Raw genomic sequence first — 14,391 nt, forward strand, 5'->3', positions numbered from 1 at the left:
TGACCAAATGCCAGGGTTAATATAAAAATCAGATGACTTTAGGAAAATCATCTGTGTATCATGATTTACAAAGTGTGAAGTTAGGAAAATCCCTCATAACCCCTTAATCCTTTTTCATCTTTTTGCTAAATGCAGCCAGTACAAATCTGTTTTTCTGATGAATGTCTTTAATCAGCGAAACATCTGCAAAACCTGCTTTTGAAAATACTCCGGCCGTTTCGTTCCCAAGGCTCTCGTTAATCTCAACAGCTACCACACCGTTTTCTTTCAAAGCCCCGGAGGCAAAGCGGGCAATGGCCTCGTAGAAAATCAAAGGCTCATGGTCTTCTACAAAAAGTGCCAAATGGGGTTCAAAACCCAGCACGTTCTGTCGCATCTTCATGGCCTCCTGCCGGGTAACATAAGGCGGATTACTGACAATTACATCAAACTCCGGTTCAATGGATGTGCCTTTCGCCAGGTATTGAAGAATGTCTACTTTTTCAAAAGTCACCGTTGCCTCATTAATCAATGTATTTTTCTGTGCCATGTCAAGCGCCTTCTCCGAAATATCATACGCAAAAACAGTGGCATGGCTCAATTCTTTTGCCAACGATACGGCAATACATCCACTGCCTGTGCCTATATCGAGTACCGTTTTCGGCTTTGTCCGGTTATTAGTTTCTCCTTCCCATTTACTAATCAAGGCTATTAGTTCTTCAGTTTCGGGCCTGGGTATTAAAACCGCATCATTAACCAGAAATTTTCTTCCGTAAAAAATTGTTTCACCTATAATATACTGAATCGGCTCATGGTTATTAAGCCTGCTGATAATCGAAGCCCAGTCAATAGTTAAAGCATTATTCAACGGTTTGTCGGCAAGAATATCTGTTTTTCTGAGATTCAGCTCATGCTCAAGCAACCAGAAAACAATTTCTTTTGCTTCCTGTGTGTCGTACACCGTAATTTGGTGTAATAATTGATTAAAAAGTTGTTTAGCGGTGATGCCGTCTTTCAATGTATTAAAATATAATGAGACACAAAATTATTGACTAATTTGCTTAATCACTAATCCGGTAAATTGAGAATGGAAGAAAAATACATGCTGAGAGCCTTGCAATTGGCCGAACTGGGTCTGGGACTGGTAAGTCCTAACCCTATGGTTGGTTGCGTGATTGTGCATAACGACCGGATAGTAGGTGAAGGCTGGCATAAAAAATACGGCGACTGGCACGCAGAAGTGAATGCGGTGAATGCAGTAAAAGACCTTTCAGTGTTGCCCGAATCTACCGTATATGTTACGCTAGAACCCTGCTCTCATTTTGGCAAAACCCCTCCCTGTGCCGATTTGCTCGTGCAACACCGGGTAAAAAAAGTGGTCATTTGCAATGACGACCCTTTTCCGCTGGTAGCTGGCAAGGGGATAGAGAAACTCCGAAATGCCGGCATTGAAGTTGAAAAAGGGTTATTGGAAGAAAAAGGACGGGCACTCAATGCACGCTTTTTTACTTATGTTGAAAAAAAACGTCCTTATATCATATTGAAATGGGCTGAAACTGCCGACGGCTTTATAGCCGGAGAAAATTATCAACCCCTGAAAATCAGCAATGCGTTATCGCACAAGGCAGCGCACAAATGGCGTAGTGAAGAAGATGCTATATTGGTAGGCACTAACACTGCCAGATATGATAATCCCAGGCTCAACGTACGGGAATGGCAGGGGGGTAAAAATCCGATAAGAATCGTTGTCGACAGGCAATTGCAATTACCGCAATCGCTGCACCTGTTCGACCAGACACAGGATACATGGATTATTAACGAGTCAATAAGTAAATCAGAAGGAAGAAACACACACATTAAGGTTGGATTCGGCGAAGCATTTATTAAAAATCTGCTGGATGAGCTTTATCAAAGGAAAATACAGTCGGTTTATGTTGAAGGCGGCACTAAACTGTTAGAGAGTTTTATTGAGGCGCAGCTTTTTGATGAAATCCGTGTTTTTCGCTGTTCAGGTCATTTTCATAAAGGCGTAGCAGCACCTATAATGCCTAAGAATATTGATATAACTGATAAGCAAAACTTATCGGGCGATGAACTGACAATTTACAAATCATCGCTACTTTTGTAGAACCGGTTACCTTTCACCCTAAAGGGTAATCATCTTTCACCAAAAATGCTCCAATAAAGGGTATGGAGCTGCTGATACATGAAAATTGCCATTATAGGCTGCGGGAACATGGGAATGGCTTTTGCCCGTTCATTTTTGCAGTATGATTTAGTAAAAAAAGAAGATTTATTACTGATAGAAAAAAGTCAGGAACGCAGCGAGACTCTCAAAAGCGCCAAAGAAGGTGTAGTAGTAAGCACCATCAATGCGCAGATAGCCGACTATGAGCTAATAATACTTTCGGTAAAGCCGCAGGATTTTGCGTCATTGAGAGACGAACTGAGCACGGTTATTCAGCCGCAACAGGTGGTATTGTCTATTATGGCCGGGATTCCCATCAGCAAAATACAGGAGACCCTCAATCATAGACTGGTTGTAAGAGCCATGCCGAATACTCCTGCCATGCTGGGTATGGGAATCACCGGTTTTACAGCGGCCGCTGAGGTAGATGCTTCTAAATTGCGTAAGGTCGAAAACTTGATTAATGCCACCGGCCGCTCGGTGTATCTGGAAGACGAAAGTATGATTGATGCCGTAACGGCACTCAGCGGCAGCGGCCCTGCCTATTTCTATTATCTGGTAAAACACATGATTGAAGCCGGTAAACAAATGGGATTTGATGAAGGAATGGCCAGCCTGCTGGTAAAACAAACTATGCTGGGGTCTTATCATCTCATTAACAATGCCGAGAAAAGTCTTGACGATTTGATCAAAGCCGTGGCTTCGAAAGGAGGTACTACCGAGGCCGCATTACGAACCTTTGAAGAACGCCAATTGCCTGAAGGATTGGTTAGTGGTATTCTGGCTGCTGAGCGCCGGGCAAAAGAACTATCAAAGTAATGAAAAACAAGTACTTGCAAAATTTATTTGGCGTATTTTCTGTTAATAATGTGCTACGGTATCAACCGTGGAATAATCACATTTTGATGTAGCATTTTGTTAGTTATTTACTATATTTATTTACAAATAAGCATCTATTATAAATAAAGCCTGAAAGTGGAAGAGAATAAAATTCAGAATAACAAAGCTACTGTTCGTACTCCTATTATTGTGGGTACTACGCTGGCATTGGGGATATTGATCGGGGCAACGTTTTTCGGTGGACGACGTGCGGCCGGTGATGTGTCACGGAGTTCGAGTAAATTCCGTGAGATTCTTTCTTACATCAACAGAAGTTATGTAGACAGTGTCAATACCGATAGTCTGGTTGATTATTCAATCACCAAAATGCTTGAAAAACTAGACCCGCACACCTATTATTTTCCTCCGCAAGACGCTCTGCTGGCTCGCTCGCAACTGGAAAGCGGTTTCGATGGCATCGGTATCGAATTCAACGTATTCAATGATACTGTATATGTGGTCACTGCATTGGCCGGGGGCCCTTCTGAAGCCGTAGGTATTCAAAGCGGTGATGCCATCATCAAAGCCAATAATAATAGCCTGACAGGCAAGGAGTCTAGCTCGACCAATATTTTTTCAAACCTGAGAGGGAAACGCGGCTCGGAAGCGAAAATTGAAGTAAAAAGAAAGGGCTTTAAAGATTTGCTGACATTTTCGGTGATTCGTGATAAAATACCGCAATACTCTATTGATGCGGCCTATCTTATGGACGACCACAAGACCGGCTACCTGAAAATTAACCGTTTTACTGAAACTACCTACGACGAATTCAAGGGGCACCTTACTGCTTTACAGAAACAGGGCATGAAGCAATTGCTTCTGGATCTGAGAGGTAACCCGGGTGGTTATATGGACAGAGCTACCGACATAGTAGATGAAATGGTAGCCGGAAAAGGAGTAATTGTATATACTGACGGAAAAGACACCCGCAACAATCGTAAAACCTTTGCCCATACCGATGGCATGTTTGAGGAAGGCCCGATTGTGGTTCTGGTTGATGAAGGAAGCGCTTCGGCTTCAGAGATTGTATCAGGCTCACTACAAGATTATGACAGAGCTCTGGTGGTAGGTCGCAGAACTTTCGGTAAAGGTCTGGTACAACAACCTATTCAACTTTCTGATGGTTCTGAATTACGCCTCACTATCTCGCGCTATTATATACCTAGCGGCAGAAGCATTCAGAAACCTTATGTAAAAGGTAGCCTGGATAACTATGAACACGAACTGGACGACAGGGGTAAATCAGGCGAATATTTTATAGCAGATAGTATCAAAAACAACCCGAAAATGCGCTTCAAAACCGTAGGAGGTAGAACTGTGTACGGTGGTGGTGGTATTAGTCCTGACATATTCGTACCCCGTGATACCAGCCATATCACCAAGTATCTGATGGAGTTGTACGGCCGGAATATTATCCGCGAATATGCCATGAGCTATGCGAACGAAAACCGCAAAGCCTTGTTGAAACAATCGTTTGAAGCTTATCTGAAAAACTTTACCGTTAGTGACGCCATGCTCGGCAGCATGAACAAAGATCTGGAACAGACAGGTATAAAGTATAATCCTAAGGAATTTGCAGACTCAAAAGAATTTGTAAAACTGCAGCTTAAAGCGGCTATTGCAAGGCATGTGTGGCAACGCAGTGTAAAGAATGGTCTGAACAACGAATACTATCAGATTGTCTTTAACGACGACCCGATGATTACAACCGCTATGAAGAGCTTTGCAAAAGCGGAGAAATTGGAAAAAGAAAAGAGGTTTTAATCAAAATAAAAACGGGAGCCTTAACTCCCGTTTTTATTTTAGAAAGTATCGTTGTCTTCCTGATATAATACCTGTGTAACCGTCTGCCCTACTGCCTTCAGGGTACTTTTATCAATGATACTCATATTGTCGGCATGAGTATGATGATAGGCACCAAAAGTTCGGTTACCGCTCAACTCCTGATGCAGAATGTCAATCATGGGTATTCTTGCAACAGTGTTTACAAAGTAGTGGTCATCTGTAACACCGCCTGCTTCCTGCTGAATAAAATACTGCCCGAAGCCCAGGCGACCGGCAATATCCCATACCCGGTTATTAATGCTTCCCGCAAATTGTACCGACTGCGCTTCCTTCGGAAAAGTAGCGCCTTTGGCTCCTACCATATCAAGCAAAATACCAAAATAGGCAGAATAGTTAGGTTTATGCAAATTGGCTGCCCAATACTGTGAGCCTAAACACCAGAACACTTTATTCTGCGCCGGTTGCATGTCATCTTTTTCACCCCAGTCTTCGGCATCAAAGAAAATAATATCGACACCCAGATTAAGCTTTTGCGGTGACGAATGAATAGCACGGGCAATTTCCAGCAACACGCCTACCCCACTGGCGCCATCGTTGGCACCGGCAATAGCCCGTTCTTTTTTCTTTGTATCTTTATCTGCAAACGGGCGGGTGTCCCAATGAGCCGCCAGTAATATTCTTTTAGTAGCTGCGGGGTTATAGCTGCCGATGATATTACGGGCATTTAGAACCTTGCCATCAAAAGTTACCGGCATAAAACGCTGCTCGGTTACTTCAAAGCCATACGCTTTCAGCTTCTTAATCATCCAGTCTCCGGTTTTTGCGTGCGCAGGTGTGCCGGGTACCCTCGGACCGAATTTTACCTGAGATTCAATCAAAGCATAGGCAGAGTCTGCGTTGAAATCCGGTGTGGTGGCCAGCTTTATCTGCTCGGTTCCGGTAGTTGTACCAGAGCTCGTATTATGCCTGCACGAAACTGCTATTACAAACACCGCTACTAAAAACACTATAACCCGATAGGGGGAATATATTCTTTTGATTGTCTGGTTTTGAAATGATTTCATCATTATTTAATTAATATTGACTCTAGATTCGACTTATTTACTCAAGTCAGCTCTGGCATGAATTTTTAACTACAAAGGTATTTATTTTCGGTTCAGCTATTAAAATAAAATTAATTCGTATATGAAATCATCTAAAATATTTTCACAACATACTGATAATAAATAACTTACAATTTATTTTACCACAATACCGCTTTGTATCGTTATAAAACAACGATGTGCCAGGCCTTGTATTTCGCAGAGTATTATTTTTGCGTAGTTTTGCACTCAAAAAAATATGATTGATATGACTATAGCCGAGGCCCAGTCAGAAGTTGATAATTGGATAAAAACAATTGGAGTACGATATTTTAACGAACTTACCAATCTGGCCATACTCACCGAAGAGGTAGGAGAAGTAGCCCGGATAATGGCCCGCCGATACGGTGAGCAATCAGAAAAAGAATCTGATAAAGATAAAGATCTGGCTGATGAAATGGCCGATGTATTGTTTGTACTGATATGTCTGGCTAATCAAACAAATATAGATTTAACAGAAGCTTTTCGCAAAAACATTGATAAGAAAACAAAAAGAGATAAATTGCGGCACCAAAACAACGAAAAACTAACCAATATGTAATATGTTTACGATACTCTCCCAGGCTTTTAACAGAACTGCTCAAAACTGGAAAATGGTTCTGACAGTTTTTATACTCAACCTTTCTCTTGGATTAATACTGGCAACACCGCTTTATAATATGCTTCAGTCGGAAGCACAAAACTCTTTGGAGTTCGAAAAACTGCTTATCGGTTTTGATTTTACCGTTATTTCTGATTTTCTCAATGAAAACCGCAAATCACTGCGCCCTTTCTGGCTTCTGGGTTTTGCGCTGTCTGTTGTTTATCTGATACTCAATATCTTTTTTGCGGGGGGTATACTCTCTCAATTTGCTAAGCGAGGCACATTCAGATTAAACGACTTTTTCAAAAACTCAGCGCATTATTTTGGTAAATTCCTGCTTGTGTTTCTGATTGAACTGGTGGTTTTGCTTGGAGCAGGAATCATTTCTTTCGCTTTTATAGGTGTCTCTCTCGTAGTTTCCGACGGCAGCACCGAGCCACTACAACTGGCATGGCTTACACCATCTTTGTTACTTTCAGGCTTTTTGCTGACCATCGTGTTAAATATCGGCAACTATGCCAAGGTAATCCTGTTCAAAAACCTGTCGCTCAGTGCCGGAGCGGGCTTCTGGAAAGCTGCAAACTATCTATTTCACAATTTCAAAACCATGCGTATCTACTGGGCCATTCTTATTGTAGCATTGGCGCTGATTCTGATATATCTGTTTCTTGAATCTGCTGTAGGTATGACGTCGGCATTTAAAATTGCCCTTATGTTTATTGTTCAGCAGGCCTTCATTTTCTGTAGGGTTTTTGTTAAAATATGGATGCTCAGCGGGGCATTTGAATATATTTCTTTAAAGCCTGTCCCCCTTGCCGTCAGTACAAAACAAAATACTGATACAGCAAAAGGAGAATCTGATTCTGTCGATAGCAAACTTTCTGACTAAAGAAAATGTTATATCAGAGCATAAGTCATTGTGCCATTGGTAGTGTGCTTAACGCCCTCAATGGTACTTTTTTTATTTTACTACTATGGAAGAAGAACTAATCATAAACAGAGTAAGCAAAAGTGGCCTGATTTCTTTAGATCTGGAAGGTTTTTATCATCCCGGCGACAGGATAGTTTACGACCTTAAGGATAATCTGTATATGGGGTTAATATTGCGGGAAAAAGACTTTCGTGAATTTCTGAAAACCCACGACTGGGTTTACTATACCAATAAAAATGTTGCCATTACCTGCTCTGAAGACGCGATTATACCTACCTGGGCCTATATGCTTTTGACCACCTATCTGGAGCCCTATGCGAACATGATAGTATTTGGCACTCTGGATGATCTGGAAAGAAAACTATACGATGAAGCCATTGCAAAAATCGATTACCATGATTACACAGGAGCCAAAGTGGTAGTAAAAGGATGTAGCAAAGTACCTGTACCAATTGCTGCTTACGTCGAAATCACTCGTCGGTTAAAGCCTTATGCACAGAGTATTATGTTTGGTGAACCCTGCAGTACAGTGCCCTTGTATAAGAAACCCAAAGTATAAACTCCTTCTTTATGGAATTGCTAATTTTTAAAAATTAGCTCATTGGCCTGCATTTTTTCGTAAATTGCGCCCCGTTTTAATTTTTGGTCACAAAGACCCTTTTCAGATTCAGGGGATTAAGAAATTCATTGTATAAAATTATGTCTGTTCGTGTAAGATTTGCTCCCAGCCCGACAGGCCCGCTCCATATCGGAGGGGTCCGCACGGCTTTGTATAATTATTTATTTGCCCGCAAAATGGGCGGTAAGATGTTGCTTCGTATCGAAGATACCGACCAGAACCGCTACGTACCCGGAGCAGAAGAATACATATTAGAAGCCCTGAGCTGGATAGGTATTACAATAGACGAAGGCCAGGGTGTCGGCGGGCCGGATGCCCCATACAGACAATCGGAAAGAAAAGCCATCTACCGCCAGTATGCCGACCAGCTGTTAGAAGCCGGAAAAGCTTATTATGCCTTTGATACAGCCGAGGAACTGGAAGAAATGCGCAAAAGCCTGGAAGAAGCCAAAGTAGATAATACGTCTTACAATGCCGTTACCCGAATGCAGATGAAAAACTCTCTGACGCTTCCGAAAGAAGAAGTAGACGCAAGAATTGCGAACGGAGAACCGCACGTGATACGCCTGAAAGTACCTTTAAAAGAAGAAATCCGTTTTAAAGACATAATACGTGAGTGGGTGGTTGTACACTCATCTACCATTGACGACAAAGTGTTGCTGAAATCAGATGGTATGCCTACTTACCATCTGGCCAATATAGTTGACGACCACCTGATGGGCATCACGCATGTGATTCGCGGAGAAGAATGGTTGCCATCGGCTCCGCTTCATATTTTATTGTACAAAGCTTTAGGCTGGCAGGCACCTGAGTTTGCACACTTACCCCTTTTATTGAAACCCGAAGGGAACGGTAAACTCAGCAAAAGGGATGGTTTACTGGGTAACTTCCCGGTGTTTCCGCTCCAATGGAAAGACCCTTTTACCGGTGAAGAAGCAAGAGGTTTCAGAGAAGACGGCTATTTCCCCGAAGCGCTTGTCAACTTTCTGGCTTTTCTGGGCTGGAATCCGGGAACCGAGCAGGAGATTTTCTCAATGGAAGAGTTGGTTGAATCGTTCAGCCTTGAAAAAATACATAAAGCAGGTGCCCGTTTCATGGTTGACAAAGCCAAATGGTTTAATCAGCATTATCTGAAAGAGAAATCGGATGAAGAACTGGCAGCTATCATTCAGCTTCCGGCAGGAACATCTGCTGACATTGCACCTAAATTGGTACGCCTGATGAAAGACCGTGTTACTTTTCCTCAGGAAATTGTAACCGAAGTGCCTTTTATCTTTGAAGCGCCCGCCGCTTATGATGAAGAGATTGTGAAAACCAAATGGAATGACGATGCCCGCAAGGCAATGGGAGCCATTAAAGAAGCCCTACAAGGCATTGGTGAAGAGCAATTTGTGGCACATAATATTCATGATACTATCTTCCCGGCATTAGAAGCAGCCGGTCTTAAGCCGGGTAAAGTAATGCAGGCTTTCCGCCTGTCGATTACAGGCGTAGGCAAAGGCCCTGATTTGATGCTTATGCTCGAGATTCTGGGTAAAGCTGAAGTAATTGCAAGAATAGAAAAAGCGACAACAACGCTCGGATAAAATAGTATTGTTTTGTGTGTTTCAGTTAACCTCGGTTATGAAACACACAAAATATAACGATTAAATATCTGAGCATTCACGTAGAGAGATAGCGTTATTCCGTTAAATTTGTGAAAGCTGTTTTGTTGCTTATGTGATAACAGCGAGATAGGGCAGCAGGTGATAGTGAACAAAGTATAAACAAACAGGTTTAAGTCTATTAGACCTATTAAACTTCTAAAACTATGGCAAAGAAGAAAACAGACGATAAGGCGCAGGCCGAAAATCCTCGTGTACACAAAGATCTTAATGGCTTTGATATCAAAATAAACTCTTTCGGTGAAATCCAGATGAGCTTTGAAATTGATAAAATCAACAGCTTTTTGAATAATACGGTTGATGACAAAAAACTTCGTAACCGCAAGAAAGATACTGAAAAATAGATTTTAGGCTGTTCGGGATAACCGAACCTCTTTCCGTACACGGTTTAATAACCCTACAATAATCAGTATTCTGCCCATATTAGCGGCGATACGCACTATGCCGTAATCGAAAAAATAAGAAGCTACATACACCCGATTAAAACTGGCACCGCTGGCGAACAGAATAAAGAACATTCCTAAAGATACATACAACTTGCTTTTTTCCTGATAGGGTAAATATGCCGACAACACCGACATATACATAATCTGCAACAGATAGACAGACAAGATTAAGATTACATCAACCCTGCCGATCGGAAGTATAGTGAATACAAAGTAAACCAGCGGAAAAAACACAAACGGAACCAGCACCTTGCTAAAGGTTCTGAAATTGTTTGAAAACCTGATTCTCGCCCCTTCCAATGCAAAGATTCTGATAAGCAACTGATAACTTACCAGCAATAAAATAACTTCCAGTACAGTTCCCCAGGTAAAGCCGAATATGAAAATAGGAATGGGCGTAATGGCTGGAATAAGGCATGAAATAATAAATAGCCGGTCGATAATATTAAGCGAATGCTTTCTTTCAGAATAATACCAGTACGCCATATACAGATGAATTAGTCCGCGGAGCGGGTAGGCATATGAGGGGCTCACTTCATAAAATATTACTAACTCAATAACAAGTAGTAGTGCAATAGGGACAATCTTTATCATGATTGGTTAAGAAGGTAATCAAACCTGAATCTGTCTTTTTATAGTCACTTTAATTCAAATTTCCTGAATCTACCGCAAATAAGGAAAGAATCAGACAAAAACTAAAAGGATAATCTAAAAACAAGCATACATATCCGTAAAACTATACAGAACTATTTTTCTGTTTTTGATTGTCATGCGCTTGTTTAAGGGTTTTCAGGCAATTAATACACAAACATGCCTCATATTGTGCCCTGATTAGTTGAGATAGTTCTTTGCTCAGTTGAACGCCACTACATTGGCAAATACCGATTTCTGCCGCCTTGCACTCAAATAATTGCTGGCATCTGGGACAAATATGTGATGAATGTGTAACCAAAGATTGTAGTCGATTAATTTACTTCTTTTTCAATGGCAATAAAGTGTGTCACAACGTTTTCTTTATTCTGAACCGGAGCAATTTTAATACCGCACCAGTATGCCTCACCACTTTTACGATAATTCAGTATCCGGGCAGCAAGAGGTTCAAAATTAAAAAGTTTTTCGCTGATAAACTTCAACGTTTGCAGATTCGTTCTTTTCCCTTGCAGAAACGAGGGTCTTTTACCAATAATATCGTCTGTTTCATAGCCAGTCATGGGTCGGAAAGCCCGGCTCGCCCAGATAATTTCTTTTGAAAGATTAGTAACTACCAATGTGCAATTATCAATAAGGTATGAATGATAGCTTTTATCAAGTTTCCATTGATACAATTCTGTCAGATAATCGAGTTGTTCTATGTCATGCTGAATCCTGATGCGTCTGTCCAGGTCAAGATTGGCTATATCCCAGCAAAGCAATGGAGCAGAAATCGGCTTAATATGATTTTCTGTTCGGATAAAAGCAGGTATGTCAAACATCGTTTTTATTTTATAATTTATACTATCAATTCAACAAGAATGTTTAAATTCTTTTGAATTGATATATGTAGTATCCTGACGGAATAGGTTTGTGTGTGTCTTCTCCTGAAAAAAGACCGGAAATTTTTAGTAAATTTGCACCCGTTTTCAAATAAAAAAAATGCTTTACCCACAAAATATAGAACAAAAAATAGGATTTGATAAAATTCGTGAACTCATTGCTGAGCAATGTGTGAGTTCGCTCGGGCGAGCCTTTGTTGAAAAAATACGTTTTTCGGATGATTATAAAATAATAGACCGTTTAATCAGACAGGCGGCCGAGTTTAAGCTGATTCTACAGGTTGAACCGGGCTTCCCTGAGCAGAACTACATTGATGTAAGCGATGCGCTGGCAAGGGCTTCTATCGAGGGGGCATTCATTGGGGAAGAGCAGTTTTTTGAAATAAAACTTTCACTCCGTACCATTCAGCAGATTATCCATTTCTTCAAAACCAAAGAAGAAGCCATTTATCCGGAGTTAAAATTACTGACAAGCAACTCATTACCGGCATCAAGCGATGACGGCTGGGGAGGGGTTATTTCTCAGATTGATAAAATTATTGACGAACGAGGCAAAGTACGTGATTCGGCATCACCCGAGCTGGCTGATATCCGCCGACGTCTGATAGCTGAACAAAGCGAACTAAGAAAAACGCTCGAACGTATTCTCCGGACAGCCCGAAACAGCGGCTGGATTGGTGACGATATGTCTCTGACCATCCGTGACGGGCGAATGGTGATTCCGGTTTTATCGGAGCACAAACGTAAGCTGAAAGGCTTTGTGCATGATGAATCGGCCACCGGACAAATGGCCTTTGTAGAGCCTGCCGAAGTACTGGAAGCCAACAATGAAATAAGAGAACTGGAAGCCCGCGAACGCCGCGAGATAGTGAAGATACTGGAGAAACTCACCGCATTCTTACGTCCGCATGTGCCGGCCTTACGCAAAGCTTACCTGTTCTTAGGGTTAATTGATTTCATAAGAGCTAAGGCTAAATTTGCCTTAACCATTAATGCAACTGCGCCCCTTTTAGTTGAAAACCAGGCTCTGGAATGGTTTAAAGCAACACACCCGCTGTTGTATCTGGCGCATCAGAAACAAAACAAAGCGATTGTTCCGCTTTCGATAAAGTTAGACCACGAGAATAGAATTGTACTCGTTTCGGGGCCAAACGCCGGAGGTAAATCGGTCATGCTGAAAACCATTGGCCTGGTGCAATACATGGCACAATGCGGGCTTTTAGTACCGGCTTCTCCCGACTCTAAAGTAGGTATATTCAAGAATATATTTATTGATATTGGTGATGAGCAGAGCATAGAAAACGACCTGAGTACTTATAGTTCGCACCTTACGAACATGAAACACTTTGTCAATTTCGCAAACAAATACACTTTGTTTCTGATTGACGAGTTCGGAACAGGCACTGAACCCAGCCTGGGCGGAGCCATTGCAGAATCGATTCTGGAACAATTGTTGCGCTCAAACGCCTACGGTGTTATTAATACGCACTATACCAACCTGAAAGTATTTGCCAACAAAAACAGTGGAACCATCAACGGCGCCATGAAATTTGATGCCGAACATCTGGAACCGCTCTATGAACTCGAAATAGGCAAGCCGGGTAGTTCTTTTGCACTGGAAGTAGCCCAGAAAATAGGTCTGCCTAAACAGGTGGTAGATAACGCCAAACGCAAATTGGGTACCCAGCAGATAGATTTCGAGAAGTTGATTAAAGAGCTTGAAATTGAGCGGAAGGTTTTTTCAGACAGAAATAAGGAGTTTATTGAGAAAAACCAGCAGTTGAAAAATACACTGGAGCAATATAACGGGCTGAAGAGTTTTCTGGAAACGGAAAAAAAGAAAATTCTGAACGACGTCAAAGCACAAGCCAGAGAGCTATTGAAAGAAACCAATCGTAAGATTGAAGGCACTATCAAGGACATAAAAGAAGGCAAGGCCGATAAAGATTTAACAAGGCTTATCCGTCAGGAGCTGCAGAACTTTGAAAATCAGGAACTCAAACTTGAAAAAATTGAGGAGAAGAAACCGGCTTCGGAAGAGTGGGAATTGGCAGTGGGAGAAATAACCATAGGAAGTTATGTGAGAATCAAGGGTCAGCCCACTATTGGTGAGGTACTCTCATTGAAAGGTAAAGATGCAGAGGTGGCCATTGGTGAGCTAAAAACAAATATAAAACTCAGCAGACTCGAAAAGCTCAGCCGAAAAGAGTTTAAAGAAGCGGTAAAGGAAAGCATCAAACCGAGAATGACAGGCATAGATCTGAATGAAAAGATGATGAATTTCAGTTTCAACCTCGATTTACGGGGTAAGCGTGGAGAAGAAGCGCTGGGAGAAGTGGATAGTCTGATGAACGATGCCATCATGCTGGGGTATCCGGAATTACGCATCATTCATGGTAAAGGCGATGGTATCCTGAGAAATCTGATACGCCAGCACTTACGGACCTACAAGCAGGTGGCAGGCATGACCGACGAACATGCCGACCGTGGCGGACAGGGTGTAACGATTGTGAGAATGAAATAAAGCAAAGAAGGCTGCCTTGCGGGACGGCCATTAGAATGGCTTTTACATTTATAAGATATAGATTGGAGGATAATATTCAACTTAAGCTAAATGAGGCATTTGTCAATTAACAGAATATT

At 41.8% G+C, this 14,391-nt stretch carries 14 protein-coding genes; 9 read left to right on the top strand and 5 right to left on the bottom strand.

Annotated features, from left to right (window positions below):
* Window positions 1–103: 103 nt before the first annotated feature.
* Window positions 104–940, bottom strand: coding sequence for a peptide chain release factor N(5)-glutamine methyltransferase (prmC, locus tag AC1RRY_RS13010; protein ID WP_492820125.1), 837 nt, complete (start codon window positions 938–940; stop codon window positions 104–106).
* A gap of 126 nt (window positions 941–1,066) precedes the next feature.
* On the opposite strand from prmC, the gene ribD reads away from it, so the two are divergent.
* From ribD to AC1RRY_RS13025, 3 genes are all read left to right on the top strand, one after another.
* Window positions 1,067–2,107, top strand: a complete 1,041-nt coding sequence (ribD, locus tag AC1RRY_RS13015; RefSeq protein WP_492820123.1) for a bifunctional diaminohydroxyphosphoribosylaminopyrimidine deaminase/5-amino-6-(5-phosphoribosylamino)uracil reductase RibD — start codon at window positions 1,067–1,069, stop codon at window positions 2,105–2,107.
* Between the two features lie 78 nt (window positions 2,108–2,185).
* A complete protein-coding gene (proC, locus tag AC1RRY_RS13020; protein WP_492820121.1) occupies window positions 2,186–2,986 on the top strand; it encodes a pyrroline-5-carboxylate reductase in 801 nt (266 codons plus the stop codon).
* 156 nt (window positions 2,987–3,142) lie between these two features.
* Complete coding sequence (locus AC1RRY_RS13025) at window positions 3,143–4,810, top strand: S41 family peptidase (RefSeq protein WP_492820119.1); 1,668 nt, start codon at window positions 3,143–3,145, stop codon at window positions 4,808–4,810.
* Window positions 4,811–4,848: 38 nt separating this feature from the next.
* Here the strand turns inward: AC1RRY_RS13025 and AC1RRY_RS13030 are convergent, their stop codons facing one another.
* Window positions 4,849–5,898 (bottom strand): M28 family peptidase, encoded by a 1,050-nt coding sequence (locus AC1RRY_RS13030; RefSeq protein ID WP_492820117.1) that lies wholly within the window; start codon window positions 5,896–5,898, stop codon window positions 4,849–4,851.
* Window positions 5,899–6,181: 283 nt separating this feature from the next.
* Here AC1RRY_RS13030 and AC1RRY_RS13035 point away from each other — a divergent pair, with 283 nt between their 5' ends.
* The 5 genes from AC1RRY_RS13035 to AC1RRY_RS13055 all read left to right on the top strand — a co-directional run bounded on the left by AC1RRY_RS13035 (window position 6,182) and on the right by AC1RRY_RS13055 (window position 10,114).
* Window positions 6,182–6,514 (top strand): nucleotide pyrophosphohydrolase, encoded by a 333-nt coding sequence (locus AC1RRY_RS13035; protein WP_492820115.1) that lies wholly within the window; start codon window positions 6,182–6,184, stop codon window positions 6,512–6,514.
* Window position 6,515: 1 nt separating this feature from the next.
* The gene (locus tag AC1RRY_RS13040; protein ID WP_492820113.1) at window positions 6,516–7,445 is read left to right on the top strand and encodes a hypothetical protein; all 930 of its coding nucleotides are present in this window, start codon (window positions 6,516–6,518) and stop codon (window positions 7,443–7,445) included.
* Window positions 7,446–7,530: 85 nt separating this feature from the next.
* A complete protein-coding gene (locus AC1RRY_RS13045; protein WP_492820111.1) occupies window positions 7,531–8,046 on the top strand; it encodes a DUF2480 family protein in 516 nt (171 codons plus the stop codon).
* Window positions 8,047–8,186: 140 nt separating this feature from the next.
* Window positions 8,187–9,692: a glutamate--tRNA ligase gene (gltX, locus tag AC1RRY_RS13050; RefSeq protein WP_492820109.1), complete on the top strand. Its 1,506-nt coding sequence runs from the start codon at window positions 8,187–8,189 to the stop codon at window positions 9,690–9,692.
* 224 nt (window positions 9,693–9,916) lie between these two features.
* The gene (locus AC1RRY_RS13055) at window positions 9,917–10,114 is read left to right on the top strand and encodes a hypothetical protein (RefSeq protein ID WP_492821326.1); all 198 of its coding nucleotides are present in this window, start codon (window positions 9,917–9,919) and stop codon (window positions 10,112–10,114) included.
* Window positions 10,115–10,117: 3 nt separating this feature from the next.
* Here the strand turns inward: AC1RRY_RS13055 and AC1RRY_RS13060 are convergent, their stop codons facing one another.
* The 3 genes from AC1RRY_RS13060 to AC1RRY_RS13070 all read right to left on the bottom strand — a co-directional run bounded on the left by AC1RRY_RS13060 (window position 10,118) and on the right by AC1RRY_RS13070 (window position 11,688).
* Window positions 10,118–10,810, bottom strand: coding sequence for a hypothetical protein (locus AC1RRY_RS13060; protein WP_492820107.1), 693 nt, complete (start codon window positions 10,808–10,810; stop codon window positions 10,118–10,120).
* A 142-nt stretch (window positions 10,811–10,952) separates the two neighbouring features.
* Window positions 10,953–11,168, bottom strand: a complete 216-nt coding sequence (locus AC1RRY_RS13065; RefSeq protein WP_492820105.1) for a cysteine-rich CWC family protein — start codon at window positions 11,166–11,168, stop codon at window positions 10,953–10,955.
* 13 nt (window positions 11,169–11,181) lie between these two features.
* A complete protein-coding gene (locus tag AC1RRY_RS13070; RefSeq protein ID WP_492820103.1) occupies window positions 11,182–11,688 on the bottom strand; it encodes a PAS domain-containing protein in 507 nt (168 codons plus the stop codon).
* 160 nt (window positions 11,689–11,848) lie between these two features.
* On the opposite strand from AC1RRY_RS13070, the gene AC1RRY_RS13075 reads away from it, so the two are divergent.
* Window positions 11,849–14,272: an endonuclease MutS2 gene (locus AC1RRY_RS13075; RefSeq protein ID WP_492820101.1), complete on the top strand. Its 2,424-nt coding sequence runs from the start codon at window positions 11,849–11,851 to the stop codon at window positions 14,270–14,272.
* The last annotated feature ends 119 nt before the right edge of the window (window positions 14,273–14,391 follow it).

This window comes from Emticicia sp. GW821-FHT11C11, from assembly GCF_058808615.1.